Annotated in this window: 21 protein-coding genes and 1 pseudogene; 5 read left to right on the top strand and 17 right to left on the bottom strand. The window is 40.0% G+C overall.

Features of this window, described 5'->3' with window-relative positions:
• Positions 1–9: 9 nt before the first annotated feature.
• The 12 genes from rpsC to rpsL all read right to left on the bottom strand — a co-directional run bounded on the left by rpsC (position 10) and on the right by rpsL (position 8,524).
• Positions 10–720, bottom strand: a complete 711-nt coding sequence (rpsC, locus tag MF1_RS02220; RefSeq protein ID WP_011179546.1) for a 30S ribosomal protein S3 — start codon at positions 718–720, stop codon at positions 10–12.
• Complete coding sequence (gene rplV, locus MF1_RS02215; protein WP_014924224.1) at positions 720–1,109, bottom strand: 50S ribosomal protein L22; 390 nt, start codon at positions 1,107–1,109, stop codon at positions 720–722. The genes rpsC and rplV overlap by 1 nt, the downstream gene beginning before the upstream one ends.
• A gap of 2 nt (positions 1,110–1,111) precedes the next feature.
• Positions 1,112–1,390 carry a 30S ribosomal protein S19 gene (gene rpsS / locus MF1_RS02210; protein WP_011179548.1) on the bottom strand — a complete coding sequence of 93 codons (279 nt, stop codon included), beginning with the start codon at positions 1,388–1,390 and terminating at the stop codon, positions 1,112–1,114.
• Positions 1,391–1,405: 15 nt separating this feature from the next.
• The gene (gene rplB, locus MF1_RS02205) at positions 1,406–2,239 is read right to left on the bottom strand and encodes a 50S ribosomal protein L2 (RefSeq protein WP_011179549.1); all 834 of its coding nucleotides are present in this window, start codon (positions 2,237–2,239) and stop codon (positions 1,406–1,408) included.
• 22 nt (positions 2,240–2,261) lie between these two features.
• A complete protein-coding gene (locus MF1_RS02200) occupies positions 2,262–2,555 on the bottom strand; it encodes a 50S ribosomal protein L23 (protein ID WP_011179550.1) in 294 nt (97 codons plus the stop codon).
• Positions 2,552–3,172 (bottom strand): 50S ribosomal protein L4, encoded by a 621-nt coding sequence (gene rplD, locus MF1_RS02195; protein ID WP_161510363.1) that lies wholly within the window; start codon positions 3,170–3,172, stop codon positions 2,552–2,554. The genes MF1_RS02200 and rplD overlap by 4 nt, the downstream gene beginning before the upstream one ends.
• Positions 3,172–3,912 (bottom strand): 50S ribosomal protein L3, encoded by a 741-nt coding sequence (rplC, locus tag MF1_RS02190; RefSeq protein ID WP_014924227.1) that lies wholly within the window; start codon positions 3,910–3,912, stop codon positions 3,172–3,174. Before rplC ends, rplD begins: the two co-directional genes overlap by 1 nt.
• Positions 3,913–3,939: 27 nt before the next feature.
• Positions 3,940–4,248 (bottom strand): 30S ribosomal protein S10, encoded by a 309-nt coding sequence (rpsJ, locus tag MF1_RS02185; RefSeq protein ID WP_004855744.1) that lies wholly within the window; start codon positions 4,246–4,248, stop codon positions 3,940–3,942.
• A gap of 64 nt (positions 4,249–4,312) precedes the next feature.
• Complete coding sequence (tuf, locus tag MF1_RS02180; protein ID WP_011179553.1) at positions 4,313–5,488, bottom strand: elongation factor Tu; 1,176 nt, start codon at positions 5,486–5,488, stop codon at positions 4,313–4,315.
• Between the two features lie 63 nt (positions 5,489–5,551).
• Complete coding sequence (gene fusA / locus MF1_RS02175; protein WP_014924230.1) at positions 5,552–7,636, bottom strand: elongation factor G; 2,085 nt, start codon at positions 7,634–7,636, stop codon at positions 5,552–5,554.
• A gap of 27 nt (positions 7,637–7,663) precedes the next feature.
• The gene (gene rpsG / locus MF1_RS02170) at positions 7,664–8,134 is read right to left on the bottom strand and encodes a 30S ribosomal protein S7 (RefSeq protein ID WP_011179555.1); all 471 of its coding nucleotides are present in this window, start codon (positions 8,132–8,134) and stop codon (positions 7,664–7,666) included.
• An 18-nt stretch (positions 8,135–8,152) separates the two neighbouring features.
• On the bottom strand, positions 8,153–8,524 hold the full coding sequence (gene rpsL, locus MF1_RS02165) for a 30S ribosomal protein S12 (RefSeq protein WP_014924231.1): 372 nt from the start codon (positions 8,522–8,524) through the stop codon (positions 8,153–8,155).
• Positions 8,525–9,061: 537 nt separating this feature from the next.
• Between rpsL and xth the strand changes: the two genes are divergently transcribed.
• The 5 genes from xth (at position 9,062) to MF1_RS02140 (ending at position 13,278) form a co-directional block, all read left to right on the top strand.
• Positions 9,062–9,844 carry an exodeoxyribonuclease III gene (gene xth / locus MF1_RS02160; RefSeq protein ID WP_014924232.1) on the top strand — a complete coding sequence of 261 codons (783 nt, stop codon included), beginning with the start codon at positions 9,062–9,064 and terminating at the stop codon, positions 9,842–9,844.
• 125 nt (positions 9,845–9,969) lie between these two features.
• Positions 9,970–10,881 (top strand): transporter substrate-binding domain-containing protein, encoded by a 912-nt coding sequence (locus MF1_RS02155; RefSeq protein WP_014924233.1) that lies wholly within the window; start codon positions 9,970–9,972, stop codon positions 10,879–10,881.
• A 142-nt stretch (positions 10,882–11,023) separates the two neighbouring features.
• On the top strand, positions 11,024–11,776 hold the full coding sequence (locus MF1_RS02150) for an amino acid ABC transporter permease (protein WP_014924234.1): 753 nt from the start codon (positions 11,024–11,026) through the stop codon (positions 11,774–11,776).
• 2 nt (positions 11,777–11,778) lie between these two features.
• Entirely contained in the window at positions 11,779–12,495 is a 717-nt protein-coding gene (locus tag MF1_RS02145; RefSeq protein ID WP_014924235.1) for an amino acid ABC transporter permease, read from the top strand.
• A 36-nt stretch (positions 12,496–12,531) separates the two neighbouring features.
• A complete protein-coding gene (locus MF1_RS02140) occupies positions 12,532–13,278 on the top strand; it encodes an amino acid ABC transporter ATP-binding protein (protein ID WP_011179561.1) in 747 nt (248 codons plus the stop codon).
• A 128-nt stretch (positions 13,279–13,406) separates the two neighbouring features.
• On the opposite strand, the pseudogene MF1_RS06785 reads toward MF1_RS02140, so the two are convergent.
• The 5 genes and pseudogenes from MF1_RS06785 to MF1_RS02120 form a co-directional block, all read right to left on the bottom strand.
• A pseudogene (locus tag MF1_RS06785) lies at positions 13,407–14,140 on the bottom strand (tetratricopeptide repeat protein).
• Between the two features lie 576 nt (positions 14,141–14,716).
• Positions 14,717–17,440, bottom strand: coding sequence for a valine--tRNA ligase (locus MF1_RS02135; RefSeq protein WP_161510362.1), 2,724 nt, complete (start codon positions 17,438–17,440; stop codon positions 14,717–14,719).
• A gap of 160 nt (positions 17,441–17,600) precedes the next feature.
• Complete coding sequence (locus tag MF1_RS02130) at positions 17,601–18,173, bottom strand: DUF2497 domain-containing protein (RefSeq protein ID WP_042995406.1); 573 nt, start codon at positions 18,171–18,173, stop codon at positions 17,601–17,603.
• A 247-nt stretch (positions 18,174–18,420) separates the two neighbouring features.
• A complete protein-coding gene (locus MF1_RS02125) occupies positions 18,421–19,746 on the bottom strand; it encodes a TolC family outer membrane protein (protein ID WP_161510361.1) in 1,326 nt (441 codons plus the stop codon).
• 32 nt (positions 19,747–19,778) lie between these two features.
• Complete coding sequence (locus MF1_RS02120) at positions 19,779–20,453, bottom strand: protein-L-isoaspartate O-methyltransferase family protein (RefSeq protein WP_161510360.1); 675 nt, start codon at positions 20,451–20,453, stop codon at positions 19,779–19,781.
• Between the last annotated feature and the right edge of the window lie 69 nt (positions 20,454–20,522).

Raw genomic sequence — 20,522 nt, 5'->3', positions numbered from 1 at the left:
TCACAAAAACTAAGCATTTTCACGACGACGATTCGATGAAGACCCGGAATGATCAATTTCTACAGAACGACGTTCTGAAGCTATCGGATCGTACTCGAGAATCTCGCCCTTAAAGACCCAAACTTTAACACCACAAATACCATAAGCAGTCTTAGCCTCTGCTGTACCGTAATCGACATCAGAACGCAAGGTATGAAGTGGAACACGACCTTCACGATACCATTCCATACGAGCAATTTCAGCACCACCAAGACGACCAGAACAATTGATACGAATGCCTTCTGCGCCAAGACGCATAGCTGATTGAACTGCACGCTTCATGGCACGCCGAAAAGCAACACGACGTTCTAACTGCTGAGCAATTGACTGCGCAATAATTGTTGCATCAATCTCCGGCTTATGAATTTCCACAATATTCAATGAAGTCTCAGCATTTGTCATTTCCGAAAGCTTACGACGAAGCTTTTCGATATCAGCACCTTTCTTACCAATAATTAGACCAGGACGCGCTGAATAAATCGTTACACGACATTTCTTATGGGGACGCTCAATAATAACTTTAGAAATAGCAGCTTGCTTCAATTCTTCAAGCACATATAAACGGATGCTCAAATCCTCATGAAGAAGACGTCCATACTCACCACTATCAGCATACCAGCGAGAATCCCAGGTCCGATTAACTCCAAGACGAAGTCCTATTGGATTGATCTTCTGACCCATTATGCGGCCTCCACTTTTTCGGTAACTTCACGAACAATAATAGTAAGATGTGAAAATGGACGCTCAATCCGACTAGCACGTCCACGACCACGAACATGAAAACGCTTCATCACTACCGATTTACCAACATAGGCTTCTGCAACAATAAGCGAATCAATATCAAGATCGTGGTTATTCTCTGCATTTGCAATCGCTGATTCAAGAGTTTTTTTTACAGTCCCAGCAATACGTTTACGTGAAAACGCTAAATCAGCAAGTGCCACACCAACTTTTTTACCGCGAATCATTGCAACAACCAAATTAAGTTTTTGCGGACTAACACGAATTGTCCGAGCGACAGCTTTCGCCTCATTATCTTTAAGCTGACGCGGAACTTTAGCTTTTCCCATCCCTATTTCCTCTTCGCTTTCTTATCGGCACCATGCCCATAATAAGTCCGGGTGGGAGCGAACTCACCAAACTTATGTCCAACCATCTCTTCCGAAACAGAAACAGGAATATGCTTATTGCCGTTGTGAACACCAAAAGTCAAACCAACAAATTGTGGTAAAATAGTAGAGCGACGGCTCCATATTTTTATAACTTCATTACGCCCACTTGAACGTACCTTCTCTGCTTTCCCAAGAAGATAGCCGTCAACAAACGGACCTTTCCAAACTGAACGAACCACTTCAGACTACCTTTCTCATTTCTTGCGCTGATGACGCGTATGCATAATAAATTTATCAGTGGCTTTATTAGAGCGCGTACGCTTACCTTTTGTAGACTTACCCCAAGGAGACACTGGATGACGCCCTCCTGATGTACGACCTTCACCACCACCATGTGGATGATCAACTGGATTCATAGCAACACCACGAACGTGCGGACGCTTGCCACGCCAACGTGACCTTCCTGCTTTACCATCATTAATATTTGCATGATCAGGATTTGAAACAGCACCAACAGTTGCAAAACAACTACCAGATACCAACCGCTGTTCACCAGAATTAAGACGAAGAATAACCATTCCCTGACCCCGTCCAACCAACTGCGCATAAGTGCCAGCTGAACGGGCAATTTGACCACCTTTTCCAGGTTTCATTTCAACATTATGAATAATCGTCCCCACTGGCATGTTGCCAAGAGGCATGGCATTTCCTGGCTTAACATCAACATTTGAACCTGCTATAATAGAATCGCCAACATCAAGACGTTGTGGTGCAAGAATATAACTTAATTGCCCATCTTCATAACGAATTAAAGCAATAAAAGCAGTGCGGTTTGGATCATATTCCAAACGCTCAACTTTTGCAAAAACACCACGTTTAAGACGTTTAAAATCAACAAACCGATAACTGCGTTTATGACCACCGCCCTGAAAACGAGCAGTAACACGACCATGATTATTACGTCCACCTTTCGATGACAAACCTGCAGTTAAAGCTTTTACAGACTTCCCCTTATAAAGACAAGAACGATCTACAATAACAAGCTGACGCTGCCCGGGCGTAGTTGGATTAAAGTGCTTAAATGCCATTATTCTTTATCTCCACATCTCTTTAAAGACCTGTAGAAACGTCGATAGACTGACCACTCGCCAGCGTCACGATCGCTTTCTTGACATCACTCTGCCGACCGACAATACCTTTGAAACGCTTCACTTTACCCTTACGGATTATCGTGTTAACTGCCTTAACTTTAACGCTAAAAAGCGCTTCAACAGCAGCCTTAATTTCAGGCTTTGTCGCTTTCGGAGCTACATTAAAAGCAACTTGATTATACTCAGAAATCATAGTCGCCTTTTCAGTAATGACTGGACTGATAATTATATCATAATGACGAAGATCTTTCATTTAAAACGCTCCTCAAGAGCCTCGACAGCTGCTTTTGATAAGACAAGTTTGCTGCGACGTAAAATATCATAAACATTAATTCCTTGAATTGGTAAAATATCAATATTAGGAATATTAGATGCTGCACGAGAAAAATTAATATCAATTTCTTTGCCACCAACTAAGAGAGCATTCTTAAACCCAAGCTTAGAAAAACAAGAAACAAGCATTTTGGTTTTAGCTTCCTTAACATTGAACTCATCAACTATAATTAAATCATTTGCCTTTAATTTTGCTGACAAAGCAAGACGCAAACCAAGCACACGAATCTTCTTAGGGAGATCATGCGCATGACTACGGACAACCGGACCATGGGCCTTACCACCACCTCGAAACTGCGGCGCGCGAGCAGATGAATGCCGAGCACGTCCAGTGCCCTTTTGTTTAAACATCTTTGCCCCTGTACGTGACACATCAGATCGGCCCTGCGAGTGATGGGTCCCCTGTTGATGACGAGCAAGCTGCCAACGAACAACACGTTGTAAAATATCCTCACGCGGAACAAGACCAAAGATACTCTCAGAAACCTTTAATCTACCAGCTTCATTACCATCAAGGGTTCTAATTACAAGATCCATTATTCGGCCCCCTCAGCTTCAGAGGTTTCTGTCACCGGAGTAACCATTTCCGTTTTCTCCTTCGCAAGTTGGCGAATACCAGCAGGCCTCGGTACATTATCAGGAAGCGGTCTCTTTACAGCATCCCGCACCAAAATCCAAGCACCTTTAGAGCCCGAAACAGCGCCACGCACTAAAATCAAACCACGCTCAACATCCGTGGAAACAACTTCAATATTTTGCGTTGTTACACGCACCTGCCCCATATGGCCAGCCATTTTTTTACCTTTAAACACTTTACCGGGATCTTGACACTGTCCTGTCGAACCATGAGCACGATGTGTGATTGAATTACCATGTGAAGCACGATGTCCACCAAAATTATGCCGTTTCATAACCCCAGAAAAACCTTTACCGATACTCGTACCCGTTACATCAACCCTCTGTCCTGGAACAAAATGTTGAGCTGTAATCTCCGTACCGATATCAAGAAGATTATCAGGACTAACACGAAATTCTGCTATTTTAGCTTTTGGCTCCACAGAAACCTTAGCAAAGTGTCCACGAAGAGCTCGCGAAGTATTCTTAACCTTGGCAAAACCTACACCTAATTGAACAGCAGTGTAACCATTTTTTTCAATTGTACGCTGAGCAATGACTTGACAATTCTCCAAACGGAGTACTGTTACTGGCACATGTTCACCAGCATCATTATAAACACGGGTCATGCCCAGCTTCTGTGCTATCACACCTGAACGCATCGGGTTTGTTCCTTCTGTTCTCAAACCTTAGAGCTTAATCTCAACATCCACGCCAGCAGAAAGATCGAGCTTCATAAGCGCATCCACTGTTTGCGGCGTTGGATCAACAATATCAAGAAGACGCTTATGTGTACGCATTTCAAACTGCTCACGGCTCTTCTTATCGATGTGCGGCCCACGATTGACCGTAAACTTCTCAATCCGCGTTGGAAGCGGAATAGGACCACGGACATTGGCGCCAGTACGCTTAGCCGTCGACACAATCTCACGCGTCGATGCATCAAGAATTCTGTGATCAAACGCCTTCAAACGAATGCGGATATTTTGACTGTTCATGCTCTTTATTTCCCTGTTATGCAAAGCGCCTTTAACAACAAAGGCACTCTTCAACAACCATTATTTATTCAATGATCTTAGAAACGATACCTGCACCAACAGTACGCCCCCCTTCACGAATAGCAAAGCGAAGTTTTTCTTCCATTGCAATCGGAACGATCAAAGAGACATCCATAGCGACATTATCGCCAGGCATAACCATCTCTATACCTTCTGGAAGCGTAACAATTCCGGTCACATCCGTGGTACGGAAGTAAAACTGAGGACGATAATTCGTAAAAAATGGAGTATGACGCCCACCTTCATCTTTCGTTAAAATATAAGCCTCTGCTTTAAATCTAGTATGAGGGGTAACCGAACCAGGCTTCGCCAAAACTTGACCACGCTCGATCCCTTCACGATCAACACCACGAAGCAGTGCACCAATGTTATCACCGGCTTGACCTTGATCCAAAAGCTTGCGGAACATCTCAACCCCTGTAACTGTCGTCTTAGACGTTGGACGAATGCCGATAATCTCAATTTCCTCACCAACTTTAATAACACCACGCTCAACACGACCAGTCACAACAGTTCCACGACCGGAAATCGAAAAAACATCTTCAATCGGTAACAAAAACGGTTGATCAACAGGACGCTCAGGCGTCGGTATATAATTATCAACTTCACTCATTAAAAGACGAACCGCATCTTCACCAATGCTTTTATCTTTATCTTCAAGTGCCGCCAACGCAGATCCTTTAACTATTGGGATATCATCTCCTGGAAAATCATATTTTGATAAAAGCTCCCGAATCTCAAGCTCAACAAGCTCCAAAAGTTCAGCATCATCAACTTGATCAACTTTATTAAGAAAAACAACAATTGCCGGAACACCCACCTGACGCGCAAGCAAAATATGCTCACGAGTCTGAGGCATTGGACCATCAGCGGCAGAAACAACCAAAATCGCCCCATCCATCTGTGCCGCTCCCGTAATCATGTTCTTCACATAATCCGCATGCCCAGGACAATCAACATGTGCATAGTGCCGCTTCTCTGTCTCATATTCAACATGCGCCGTAGAAATAGTAATTCCACGTGCACGCTCCTCAGGTGCCGCATCAATTTGGTCATAAGCTTTAAATTCACCAAAATATTTCGTAATCGCTGCTGTCAATGAGGTCTTCCCATGGTCAACGTGACCAATCGTACCAATATTAACATGCGGCTTCGTACGTTCAAATTTGCTCTTTGCCATTTGAGCTCTCCATTTTTCGTCCAAACCAAGGACTAAGTTAAAAATTAATTATGTAATCTAAAATTACGCGTATTTCTTTTGAATCTCCAAAGCAACAGCGGAAGGGACAGGCTCGTAATGATCAAACTGCATTGTATACTGTGCACGTCCCTGACTCATCGAACGAAGACTGTTCACATAACCAAACATATTTGCCAAAGGAACCATTGCATTCACAACTGTTGAAACAGAACGCGCCTCAGTTCCTGAAATTTGACCTCGGCGAGAATTCAAATCACCAATGACATCACCAACATAATCTTCTGGCGTAACAACCTCCACCTTCATGATCGGCTCAAGAAGCTGCGCGCCTGCCTTTTTCGCCCCATCTCGAAAAGCCGCACGGGCAGCAATCTCAAAAGCCAAAACAGAAGAATCGACATCATGATAACCACCATCGACCAATGTAGCTTTTACACCAAGCATAGGAAAACCTGCAAGAGGACCTGACCCCATAACGCTCTCAATCCCCTTCTGAACACCCGGAATATATTCTTTTGGAACAGCTCCACCAACGATTTTTGACTCAAAGATGAAATCATCACCATCATGAGGTTCAAAAATAATTTTCACACGAGCAAATTGCCCTGCACCACCAGATTGCTTCTTATGCGTATAGTCAATCTCTGCAGCTTTTGTAATCGATTCACGATAAGCAACCTGAGGCTGCCCAATATTAGCCTCAACCTTAAACTCACGTCGCATACGATCAACAATAATATCAAGATGAAGCTCACCCATTCCAGCTATAATTGTTTGACCTGATTCCTCATCCGATTTAACACGAAACGAAGGATCTTCTGCTGCTAAACGATTAAGCGCAATACCCATTTTTTCCTGATCCGCCTTTGTTTTTGGCTCAATCGCAATTTCAATAACAGGCTCCGGGAACTCCATCCGTTCTAAAACAACAGGCCTTAAAGGATCACAAAGAGTATCACCTGTTGTCGTCTCTTTAAGTCCTGCGAGAGCAACAATATCACCCGCAAAAGCCTCTTCAATATCTTCACGAGAGTTTGAATGCATTTGAAGCATACGGCCCAAACGCTCCCTCTTCTTCTTCACAGTATTCTCAAGAGAAATACCTTTTTGAACTTTACCAGAATAAATACGACAGAAAGTCAACGACCCAACAAAAGGATCATTCATAATCTTAAAAGCAAGCATAGAAAGTGGAGCATCATCTGAAGATTCACGTGTTACTTCATCCTCAGTCTTCACATCAATACCACTAATTGCAGGAACATCAACCGGAGAAGGAAGATAAGAAATAACAGCATCCAAAAGTGGTTGAACTCCCTTATTTTTAAAAGCTGTACCACAAAGGACTGGATGAAACTGAACCTCTATGGTTCCCTTACGAATGAGAGCAACAAGCTGTTCATCGGTTGGCATCACACCTTCCAAATAAGATTCTGTTGCGGCTTCATCAACCTCAACTGCCATCTCAATTAATTTTTCGCGATATTCTTCAGCCTTCTCCTTCAAATCTGAAGGAATTTCACTAACCGTCGCTGGAGCACCGATAGAACCATCCCATCTTAATGCCCTCATATAAACAAGATCAACGACGCCTTCGAAATCATTTTCAGCACCGATTGGCAATTGCAAAACGAGTGCTTTAGCCCCCAATCGCGAACCAACCATTTCCACGCTACGATAAAAATCAGCACCTATTTTATCCATTTTATTAACAAATACCATGCGCGGCACACGGTATTTTTCAGCTTGTCGCCAAACAGTCTCTGTCTGAGGCTCTACACCAGCATTTGCATCCAGCAATGCTATTGCACCATCAAGAACACGCAAAGAACGCTCAACTTCAATTGTAAAATCAACATGCCCTGGCGTATCAATGATGTTAAAGCGCCGCTTCCGACCATCAGGCCCTTTCCAAAAGGTTGTCGTCGCAGCAGATGTAATGGTAATACCCCGCTCCTGCTCCTGCTCCATCCAGTCCATCGTAGAAGCACCATCATGAGTCTCACCGATTTTATGATTCTTACCAGTATAGAACAAAATACGCTCAGTCATAGTGGTCTTACCGGCATCAATATGCGCCATAATACCAAAATTACGATAATCTTCAATTTTATATTCGCGAGCCATTGCACTTGCCTTAGTTTTCAAACATATCTACCAGCGATAATGAGAGAATGCACGATTAGCCTCAGCCATACGATGAACATCCTCACGCTTCTTCACTGCAGAACCGCGATTATTAGCAGCATCCATCAATTCACCAGCAAGACGATTAATCATTGTCGTCTCATTACGTCCACGTGCCGCCGTAATTAACCAGCGGACAGCAAGAGCTCGACGACGATCAGGACGAACATCAACAGGAACCTGATAAGTGGCACCACCAACGCGACGCGAACGAACCTCGATATGAGGGGCAACATTCTCCAGCGCCTGATGAAACAAAACCACCGGATCTGACTTCACCTTACTTTCTACAACATCAAGCGCACCATAAACAATACGCTCAGCAACGGACTTTTTACCATCAAACATAATGGCATTCATAAATTTCGTAATGACCAAATCACCAAATTTAGGATCTGGATTAATTTCACGTTTTTCTGCTCTATGGCGACGGGACATTGGCTCTGTCTCTCAATATTATTTTGGACGCTTCGCGCCATACTTTGAACGACGCTGTTTACGATTCTTGACACCCTGCGTATCAAGCAACCCACGAATAATGTGATAACGAACCCCTGGCAAATCCTTCACACGACCACCACGAATCACCACAACAGAGTGCTCTTGAAGATTATGCCCCTCCCCAGGAATATACCCAATCACTTCAAATCCGTTTGTCAAACGGACTTTAGCAACTTTACGAAGAGCAGAATTAGGCTTCTTCGGTGTCGTTGTATAGACACGTGTACAGACACCACGTTTTTGCGGATTTGATTGAAGGGCAGGAACCTTATTACGCTTAACTGGCGTAACACGCGGCTTGCGAATCAATTGGTTTACGGTAGGCATGCAACCTTCCTCTTTAGTCTATCTATGTTCGTCTCACCCACTTGGGTTTTTTCTATTTTCATCTTTTCCGACAGAATCGGAATGAGTACCTAAGCTTACACGCAAAATCGGGCATACCTGTTAGAAACAGTTTACCCGACTACACGCAGAGAAGGCAACAGCCTCTTGCACTGGCATTTGTTTGCTTTTAATCTTTCACAACAAACCCTGTTCGAATGACCCTTTGGATTAAACACTCCCAAAGCACGCACATCACTCTTACACAGCTGTAATAGTCTCTATTAGCGAGAACACATACATTCGTCAAGAACTAAACATCAGAAAGTTTTTAAAAATGAAAATAAATTAAATTGTAATATGTCAAATTTAGCTTTTAGTAGGAGCTCTTGATAAATCAGATTACCATAGTAATATCCCCCCTACATAATAACAAAGAGCCGCGATATATCGGGGCATTTATAGAACACTTTAACGTAGTTATTTGAAGAAACTGTACATGTGGCATTAAACGCACACGTAATATTTAAGATAAGCGCCATGAAAATAGTAACGTGGAATATTGCTGGAATAAAAGCACGACATGAAATATTATATCAATGGCTACAGCAAAATCAGCCTGATATAGTCTGTCTACAAGAAATTAAAAGTACCGATGAGAATTTTCCATGCGATGCGATTGAAAGTCTAGGCTATCACATAGAAACACACGGACAAAAAAGTTTCAATGGTGTTGCGATTCTCTCTAAAAAAACACCCGATGAAGTTATCCGCCGATTACCAGGTAATAACAATGATGAACAAACACGTTACATTGAAGCCGTTTATTCAACAAATAAAGGTGTTATCCGTGTTGTATCCCTCTATTTGCCGAATGGAAACCCTGTCAAAAGTGAAAAATATTCTTATAAAATGGAATGGATGGAGAGGTTGTACGCACATGCAAAATCATTGCTCGCATATGAAGAACCCCTTGTCCTAGCTGGTGATTATAATGTCATCCCTACCCCATTAGATGCAAAGAATCCTCAAAAATGGAGTAATGACGCCTTATTTCTTCCACAAACAAGAAACGCATTCCAACGCATTGTTCATTTAGGTTTTTATGACGCTATTCGGAATGTGACAGATACCCCCTCATTCAGCTTCTGGGATTTTCAAGCCGGTGCATGGCACAAAAACAATGGCATTCGCATTGATCACTTGCTCTTATCACCAGAAGCGGTCGATCAGCTTATCTGCGCTTATAGCCAAACAGAGGTAAGAGGATACCCAAAATCATCAGATCATGCTCCCGTTTGGATTGATCTTAATTTCAATTAACAAGCTATAATACCTGTTTCATTGGGATAACAAAAAAAATATCCCACCTAGAATAATAAATATGTTACATAGCCTATGGAAATCTTAAATAAAGAATAAAAAATTGTAAATGCATCGAGGAAATAATGAAAAAATCACTTTCAATATTCACTGCAGTAACTGTAACCGTTATGGGACTGATAGGTATTGCAAAAGCCGAAAATGATACACTTGAAAAAATTAAAAAAACAGGAGAAATTACTCTAGGTGTTCGCGAATCATCGGGTTTAGCTTATGCTCTTGGAAATGGGAAATATGTGGGATTCCACACAGAAATGGCAGAGCGTATCATTGATGACATTTCAAAAAAAATTGGTAAACCCATTAAAATTCATTATCTCCCCATTACATCACAAAATAGAATTCCTCTTTTGAAAAACAGCACTTATGATTTTGAATGTGGCTCAACAACAAATGATGTTTCCAGCAGTAAAGAAGCAGCATTTGCTTATACCACTTACGTCGAAGACGTTCGAATTGCCGTAAAGAAGAATTCTAATATTAAATCCTTTGACGATCTAAATGGAAAAACAGTCGCAACCACAACCGGTACGACATCTGTTCAGATTATCCGTAAAAATCAACGTTCAAAAAACATTAACTTTAATGTTGTGAAGGGAAAAGATCATGGAGATAGCTTCTTATTATTAGAATCTGGCCGTGCAGACGCATTTATTATGGACGCTTCAATTCTTGCTGGGCATATTGCCAAATCAAAAAATCCATCTGATTATATCATTCTTGATACTGTGCTTTCAGTCGAGCCCATCGCTTGCATGCTCAGATTAAATGACAAAAACCTCAAACAAGCAATCAACGATAGTATAGTACGTCAAATTAAAGATGAATCGCTTAAAAAGCTTCATGATAAGTGGTTTATGAAACCAACTCCGCCTGCTAATATTATTATTAATCTTCCTTTATCTGAAGCAACAAAATACGCTTGGGAGCACCCAAACGATAAACCTCGCGAAAACTACACAGAAAATAATTTGTAGAATTTGAAAAAAAGAATAACTACACTCTTTGAAAATTGAGTGTGGTTATGTTTTAGTTCATGTCTTCATAAATTCAGCATGTGTAAATATAGCCATTTATTATTCTGTTTTGCGGATGGCTAAATTTAGGAAATATCAATTAATGGACTTTTCTTTTCTTTGTACAGATGATCTTACCCAAACACTCGTAACTGGGTGCTTTGGAACCCCTGGTGTCAGTCATACCTATTTAGATACACTGATTGATGGCTTTAAAAATACAGTTATATTATCCGTCTCTTCACTAATCTTAGCTGTATTTTTTGGTATCATTATAGGAACAATGCGCACTTTACCAAATACTTCCATAATCCGTTGCTTACTTCGTGCTATTGGCGGTATATGGGTGGAGATCATGCGGAATATCCCTCTTCTTGTACAGGTGTTTTTGTGGTATTTTGTTGTGCCTAAGGTTTATCCACTAGCGATGAACTTTTCACCCATTCTTTTAGTAACATGTGCCCTAGGTTTCTTTACATCTGCTCGCATTGCAGAACAGGTACGCTCAGGTATTGAAGCTATTCCTTCTGGACAGCGTTATGCAGCAATGGCAATGGGATTTACAACCTATCAAACTTATCGCTATATCATATTACCACGTGCTCTACGTATGATCATGCCTCCACTTACTTCAGAAGCAATGGGCATTGTGAAAAATTCATCTATAGCATTCGCTGTTTCCATCTATGAACTGATGCAATTTCAATACCAAACAATTGAAGAAGTAAGTCATGTTTATGAAAATTATCTAATTGTTACTATTCTTTATATTTTTATAGCTTTATGCATATTCATCATTATGACAATAATTGAGAAAATGCTCAAAATTCCTAATTTCCAAACAGAGGGACACTGAAGATGATAAATTTCATAACCTCCCAGTTTGGATTTTCTTCTCTTTTCAATTTTTTAGACTTTGATTTTTCATTTTTTACTTTTGATATATTTTGTTCTTACATTCTTTCAGGTTTACTCTTTAGCGTTTTTCTAACTCTTTTTGCAACGATATTGGGACTTATTTTTGGCACGCTTTTAGCGATGATGCGGCTTTCTTCTATGAAACTACTCTCTTGGCTTGCAGTAATTTATATAATTGCCATGCGCTCAATACCGCTTGTTATGGTTATTTTATGGTTTTTTGTGCTTTTACCTTTCCTGACTGGCACGTCAATCGGTGTAAATAAATCAGCACTCATTACCTTTACTGCATTTGAAGCTGCTTATTTTGCTGAAATTATGCGTGCTGGCATTAATTCTGTTTCACAAGGACAAAAACATGCGGGACAAGCTCTTGGAATGACATATTGGCAAAATATGTACATTGTAATTCTTCCCCAAGCTTTTAGAGACATGTTGCCAGTTTTTTTAACCCAAGTTATTATCCTCTTTCAGGATACAACGCTTGTTTATGCAATCAGTGGGAATAGCCTTTTGAATGGTTTTGATATTGTTGCTAACAATTTTGGTGTGAAGCAAGAAGCCTACATCTTGGCAGCTATTTTTTATTTTGTTATTTGTTTTACACTATCGCAGATAGTTTTATATCTACAGAAAAAAATATCCATTATTCGTTAAAAAATATCCGTTATTCTAATCGCTAACAGGAAAAAAATGTCTACTAATATGATTGAAATAAAAAATGTCTCAAACTGGTATGGCGAAATTAATATTCTTAAAAACTGTACAACCAATATCAATAAAGGAGAAGTTGTTGTAGTTTGTGGGCCATCAGGTTCAGGTAAATCAACGCTCATTAAAACTATTAACGCTTTAGTACCTTTCCAAAAAGGTGAAATTTGGATTGATGGAGTACCGGTTCATTCGAAAAAGACAAATCTGTCTAAATTGCGTAGCCACGTAGGGATGGTATTTCAACATTTCGAGCTTTTCCCTCATTTATCTGTCACAGAAAATTTAACAATTGCACAAATCAAAGTTCTAAAACGTAGCAAGAAAGAAGCACTTGAACGCGGCTTGTTATATCTTGAACGCGTTGGACTTACTGAACATAAAAATAAATATCCCGGCCAACTTTCCGGAGGTCAACAACAACGTGTTGCGATTGCACGCGCCTTAACTATGGATCCACTCGTTATGCTTTTTGATGAGCCAACATCTGCTCTAGATCCTGAAATGGTAGGTGAAGTACTAGATGTCATGATCAGCTTAGCAGAAGAAGGTATGACAATGATTTGTGTCACGCATGAAATGGGATTTGCTCAAAAAGTCTCGGAGCGTGTTATTTTCATGGATCAAGGAAGAATTCTCGAAGACTGTTCATCCAAAGAATTCTTTTCTGTCCCACAAGCCAGAACACCACGTGCCCAAGAATTTTTGTCTAAAATCCTCAACCATTAATTATGACAAAAAGCTCTCTTTATTGCAGGACTATAAAAGTTCATGAGATTTGGACGCCAAAAGAAATGCTGTAGTAAAATATTTAAAAACTATTATTTTTAAATATCATCGACCAGCGACATTATCGTTCATCGCTCAAATTCATTACAAATGGTAAAAAGCATGCTCTTGCATAGAACCAATCTAATCTCGATCTTTTACGTTAGCTTTTTTATAGATCGCATTTAACATCGCTACACTGCAAACTGTTTTTCCTGCCTAAAAAGCATATTTCCAAGCATCGCTTGAGCAACAGAATTCCCTTTTTTGCTGAAAGCTGAAACCATCGTGCTGCCTGTACAAAATTTTTTTCTCTCCCCTCTGCCTTTAAAAATATTTTTTCCAGATGGTATTTGAGCTTTAGGAGTTCATAATTCACCACAGCCTGCTAAAAACTAGCAGAAAAAAATTAGGTTTTACAGGTGAAAGAGGGAGGCCTTTTTTATATACTGTGCAAGTTCAACTAACGCATCAGAAACATAGCTTTCATTCTCTTAACCAAGATCAGCACCTTTTTCAACGATATATGCGAAAAAGTTCTACGCTTTATAATCATCTTCAGAAACACCATCATCCTCTGTATAAGATGTTAACAAGTGTCCAATTCGCACCAATATGGCCCATATTGGCTACACAACGGAATGCTAAAATAACCTGATTTATTTGTCCATTTTTATAGACAGTACTACGTTTCAAAAAATAAAATGAATTATCAGAAGCTTTCCACAAGCTATTTACATCTATTCTATAAGCAGTAGAAAGAGATCCTCCCAAAGTAGTAATAATTGCGGCTTTTTTTCCATAGCTTCAGCCTTTTGACTATCTAAAGTTTTCCCTCTTTATTTCAGCTTTAATCGTTTACATCTGCTACAAATTTCTTTGTATGCATTCACAATCTTCTTCTCAGTAAAAACAAGATATTTCAAAACGAGTATTCTAACAGAAAAGGAGAATAAATGGAAATCGTCAAAAATCCTCAACCAAAAGAATCTTTTACTTTTTCGTGCAAAAAATTGATTCTTCAGCATAAATCATTAGTCTACATTTTCGATCAGATTCCTTGATATCATACCTGGTTACTTCAAATATCTTTATTATGAATTCAGCAAAACTGTTCAATAAAGAGACATGTGTATTGAAAAACAGTTTTAGAATGGATAGCTCATGGAATGAGCGAACCACTTAAATGTGAAAACCGTAAGCAATATTAAAGATAGGCAATATACAACAATGGTGTTAATTAACTATTTCGTAAACGTAAAAACACTGGAGCTCAGTGCACTTTTATAGCATTTATGAGCAACCTTAGGAAATGAGATTAGAAGAAAGAGAAAATTCTCTTTAAAAAATCTATAAAATGGTCTGGGATTATCCATGAAAAAAATAGAATGGTCGGCAATTACCCCAACCGCTCTAAAGCAATAGATATTTTCTTCTGTGCAACACGGAATTCTAAAATCTTGTTACGCTCAGCCTCAACAATTTCTGGTTTTGCATTTTCTACAAATTTGGGATTGTTTAGTTTAGCCGATATTTTTTCAATATCTTGTTCAATTTTACTGACATTTTTCACCAAACGAGCACGTTCAGCTTCCAAATCAATCAACTGCCCCAATGGTAAACAAAAAATTGCCTCTCCTAAAACCATTTGTGCCGATAAAGCTAGTACTTTATCAGAGAAATCAATTGTTTCAATACGTGCTAACTTTTTTAAAAGAGCCCCATAACGCTGAATACGTTCTCGCGTTATTTCCCCCGCTTCTACAATAACAAGAGGAGCAAGCTTACCCGCCGGAATATTCATTTCGAAGCGTACAGAACGAATCTCAGTAATAACATCAATAAGCCAATTAATATCGGCAGCAGCTGCCTCATCTAAAAACGTTATTTCTGGCCATTGTGTTAAGGCCAGCATATCTTTACGCTGCATATTCGGTGTTTCTGTGAGGCACCATAACTCTTCTGTCATATGAGGCATAAAAGGATGAAGAAGCTTATAAACTTCATCCAAAACCCAAGCAGTACATGCCTGAGCTTCATTTTTAGCCTCCCCATTGAAACTTTGAAAGACAGGTTTGAGAAGTTCCAGATACCAATCACATAATGTATTCCAAATGAAGCGGTAAAGTGCATCAGCAGACTCATTAAACTTATAGTTTTCAATACCGGTAGTCACTGCCGAAACAGTTTTAGATAATTCTGTTAAAATCCAACGGTTAAGTGCAAGCTTGACTTTTTCTGGCTTAAAAGCCGGATTATGCTTAACGCCGTTTATCTTTGCAAACCGAGTAGCATTCCACAATTTTGTAGCAAAATTACGGTATCCTGCAATACGGGAAGGATCAAGTTTTACATCACGGCCTTGTGCCGCCATAACAGCCAAAGTAAAACGGAGCGAATCTGCGCTATATTGATCAATAAGCTCTAATGGATCAATAATATTGCCCTTCGACTTTGACATCTTTGCCCCTTTTTGATCACGCACAAGAGCATGTACATAAACCGTTGGGAAAGGAACCTCACCCATAAAGTGAAGCCCCATCATCATCATGCGAGCAACCCAAAAGAAAATAATATCAAATCCCGTAACCGATAAAGATGTTGGATAAAAAGTATCTAATTCAGTCGTTTTATTGGGCCAACCCAGCGTTGAAAAAGGCCAAAGAGCTGATGAAAACCACGTATCTAAAACATCCTGATCACGAGTTAATTCAACTTCTTCACCATAATGAGAGAAAGCTACCGCTAAAGCCTCTTCTTCACTTTTTTCAACAAAAACCATACCATCAGGACCATACCAGGCTGGAATCTGATGTCCCCACCATAATTGACGAGAGATACACCAAGGTTGAATATTTTCCATCCAATTAAAATAAGTTTTTTTCCAGCTATCTGGAACAAATTGTGTTCTTCCTTGACGAACCGCCTCTACCGCTGGCTTAGCTAATTGTTCAGCACGAACATACCATTGATCTGTCAAAAACGGCTCAATAGGCACCCCACTACGATCCCCATGAGGAACGGTATGTGGATGATCATCAACGGCTGCTAAATACCCCCCTTCTTCCATCAAAGAAACAATTTGATGACGTGCGACAAAGCGATCAGCTTGATCTAAATTTTCCACTAATTTCTTTAATTCATCGGATAAAGTTAAACCATCAAAAAACGCTTCATTCTTATGCAAAAAAATTTCAGCTTTTTGCGTAAAAATATTGATCAAACGTAAATTGTTGCGCTTTCCAACCTCAAAGTCATTAAAATCATGCGCTGGTGTAATTTTCACTGCCCCGCTTCCTTCGCTAGGGTCAGCATAACTATCAGCAACAATTAATAACCTCCGACCAACAAGCGGCAAAAGAGCACTTTGACCTATAAGATTTTTATAACGATCATCTTCGGGATTAACCGCAATCCCCGTATCACCAAGCATTGTTTCCGGGCGTGTTGTTGCCACTGTTATAAAAGTTGTAGGATCACCAGGATCAAAAACTTTACCTTCAAGAGGATATCTAAAATGCCACAAATGACCTTTAATTTCTCTTTGCTCAACTTCAAGATCAGAAATAGCCGTTAATAATTTGGGATCCCAATTAACGAGACGCTTATCCTTATATATCAACCCTTGCTTATAAAGCGTAACAAAAACCTCACGAACAGCGTGGGACAAGCCTTCATCCATTGTAAACCGTTCGCGTGACCAATCACATGAAACACCAAGGCGCCGTAGTTGATTGGCAATAATTCCACCAGTCTCATGACGCCATTCCCAAATACGCTCAACAAATCTTTCTCTGCCCATTTCTTGACGTGTTGGCTCTTGGCACTCTGCAAGCTGACGCTCAACAACCGTTTGCGTAGCAATCCCTGCATGATCCATGCCAGGCTGCCACAAAACATTCTTGCCACGCATCCGCTCAAACCGGACGACAATGTCTTGAATTGTCGTATTGAGTGCATGCCCCATATGAAGTGAGCCTGTAACATTGGGAGGCGGAAGCATAACACAAAAAGGTTCTGCACCACTTTTTGCGCCCATTCCTGCTTTAAAAGCACCACGAGCTTCCCACCTTTTTGCAATCTTTTGCTCTATGGAAGCAGCATCATAGTTTTTTTCTAACATTCTATTCACCCATAACGCTGCTGCCGGAAAGCGCAATGTACGATCTAAAATTTGATCATATTCCCCGCACCCCCCATTTGTTCACACAGAATCTGCAAAACTGCAAACGAAACTCTTATAAAAAAATGAGAACTACAAGAAAATAATAAAAAACAAAAAGTTAAGATGACTTCTTAATTGCCTTAACGATCTCTTCACGTAAAATATCTTCAAACAAAACAGGTAATTTACACTGTAACCATTCTGCTATAGCTGGACGCAACACGTCCTTTGCAATCTTCTCCGCAGAAGAAATACAATATGCAGGCAGTTCTAGTTCTACATGGCCCGCAGTTATATTTTCTGGCTGTGATATAAATGCCTTATCACCATATTCTTTTGTTTTATGAACAGAGCGCTGTTCTTCAGAAGAAAGCTTTATTTTTTGCATATCTACGCCGACCGTATTGTTTTCTGCCTCTGTATTATCTTTGTCTTGCATTAAAGGAAAATCCTGGTTTTCAGAAGAAAGACCGATACGATCAGCGAGAGCTTTCATCGCATCATCAACTGATAAGGTTGTATCATAAATACCTTCTGAGGGCCCTGTTGAACACTCTGTAGAAGCATTCACCGTAACGCCTTGATTTGAAAAGTTATTAGGATGAACTGCATTCTCCTCGATTATTTCGCGAATAGATGTCAAAATTTCATCCATACTTGGCTCACGTAACACGCTCGAACTCTGTACCATACTTAAAGACCTCTCAAAGACGCAACAACAAACAGAATCATATTCTTAGTGTATGCAAAAGAATCATAAGATCAACATACCTCTTCTATATTTTCAAATATGATTGTCATGAAGATGATTCTACACACAACTTTCTTTATTTATAAAAATAATATTTATACACTCTATTTCCCAACATGCTGATATCGATTTATCGATCTTTTAAAGATTAAACCTAGTTCAGCAGATAGAGAGCTATTTTTATGTTTTATCGGGTATGCTTAACCGTTTTTAAGCCTAAATAATTTGCAGTTAATTTACCAACAGAAGATTGAACACCATAACTTGCAACAACAGCATTACGTTCTGCCATCGCAAGAGCAATTTGAGCATTAATCAACTGCGTACGAGAATTTAAAACATCTAATGTCGTTGCCTGCCCGACACGATTTTCTTGAATACGGCCTTTAAGAGCAAGTTCAGCAGCACGAACACTCTCACGGTAAGCAACTACAGATGCGCGTGCACCCTCTAACTGAAACCAAGCAGAAGTAAGTGCCTGTCTTATATTACTATAAGCCAAATCAAGCTGGAGACGAGCCTGCTCAAGCTGTTCTTTTGATTGGCGAATCTGTGCAGACGTACGCCCACCTTCAAAAATTGGAACACTCAGTGACAATCCAATTGATTTAGAAACTGCATCCTCCCCAGGACCACTATAAATCTGAGTATAAGATGCAGCTGCAGAAAAATCAATTTTAGGAAGTAACGTGCCTTCTTTTGCCTTTACATTATACAAACTAGCATCGACTAAATATTTCGCATAAAGAATTGCTGGATGCATAATAACGCTCATTTGGTAAGCAGCATCAAGATTTACAGGTAAGCCTTTTGCCACTGGCGGATGTTTTAACTTTTCAGGATCAGAACCAATAACTTGTCGATAAACTGCCTCTGCTGCCTTTACATCAGCACGTGCAAGACTAAGCTCTGAAACAGCCAAGGAACGTGCAGCTTGTGCTTGAGAAAGATCAACACGCTCTCCCTCTCCCACATCAAATTTTGCTTTATTCGAACGAACTTGCTCTTCAAGAGCAGCCAGATTTTCTTTACGAAGATCGGCAACACGACGTGCTTGATACACATTAGCATATGCTGTTACAGTATCCAGAAAAATATTTTGCTCAGCATTACGAAGATATTCACGCTGCGCCTGTAGCTTAACCTGAGCTGAAAAAAACATATTTTGCGTGATAAAACCGTCAAATAATCTTTGATTTAATCTTATCCCTAGAGATCCAGAAGTACTATAGGGACCTATAATCGGCTTATTCCGCCCATAATTTCCAATTCCTTCAATTTGTGGCAACAACCCCGACCGTGCAATGACTACATCATCACCTGATATACGCAAAGCCGCACGTTCACTATTCAACTTAGCATTGTGTGTATAAGCTTTAGCAAAAGCATCCATCAACGTCTCAGCACAAGCCGATCCTGATATAAAAACGCTCAACACCAGAAAGAAACATGTCTGAAGTTTCTTTTTCATTTTGAATATAAAACACACAACAGAAAACCCCAAGTTAAACATAAAACCATCTTTTCTTCACAAACAAACAAGCACTAAAATATAAAATCTGGTGCTTTTAAAAAACCAGGAAGACGTTTTACAGCAAGATTAAAAGCACGACGCGCCGAAATAATTCCATCTTCTTTCACATAAATTCTTGCAACACCGGCATTACCGTGTCCTTCAACCACCACAAGCCGTCCACCATCTTTCATTTGATTAAAGATACCCTCCGGGATAAAATCTACAGAACCCTCGATAAAAATCATATCATAAGGTCCCTCAACAACATAGCCCTTCTCCAATGCTCCATGAACCACAACCACATTGTTACATTGATTAAGCTTTAAAGTCGAAGTAGCTCGTTCGAAAAGAACTTTATTATCTTCTAACGCAATCACAAACCCTGCAAGCTTTGAAAGTAACGCTGCACAATAACCACTATTGGTACCAATATCTAACACGATATCTGATGATTTTACAGCCGCAAGCTGTAGTAATTTTGCTAAAGACGCAGGCCTCATCAAATAGCATCCAGGTAACTGATTTTTGGCTGGATATACAAGAATATCGGTATCAAGATAACTAAAAGCTTTCATATCTTCCGGTACAAAATCTTCACGGGATACCGTTAAAAATGCTTCAAGAACTGATAAATCCGTCACATCTACTGTACGAATTTGATTGTCGACCATTTTGCGGCGAAGCTCTGCAAAATCTGCAACCATAATGACTCTTCTCTACTACATACAACAAAAACCACAAAAAACAGGAACAATGAGGATCTAAAACCTTTT

Source organism: Bartonella quintana (assembly GCF_009936175.1).
Taxonomy (GTDB): domain Bacteria; phylum Pseudomonadota; class Alphaproteobacteria; order Rhizobiales; family Rhizobiaceae; genus Bartonella; species Bartonella quintana.
This window is presented reverse-complemented; position numbering and strand designations above follow the sequence as displayed.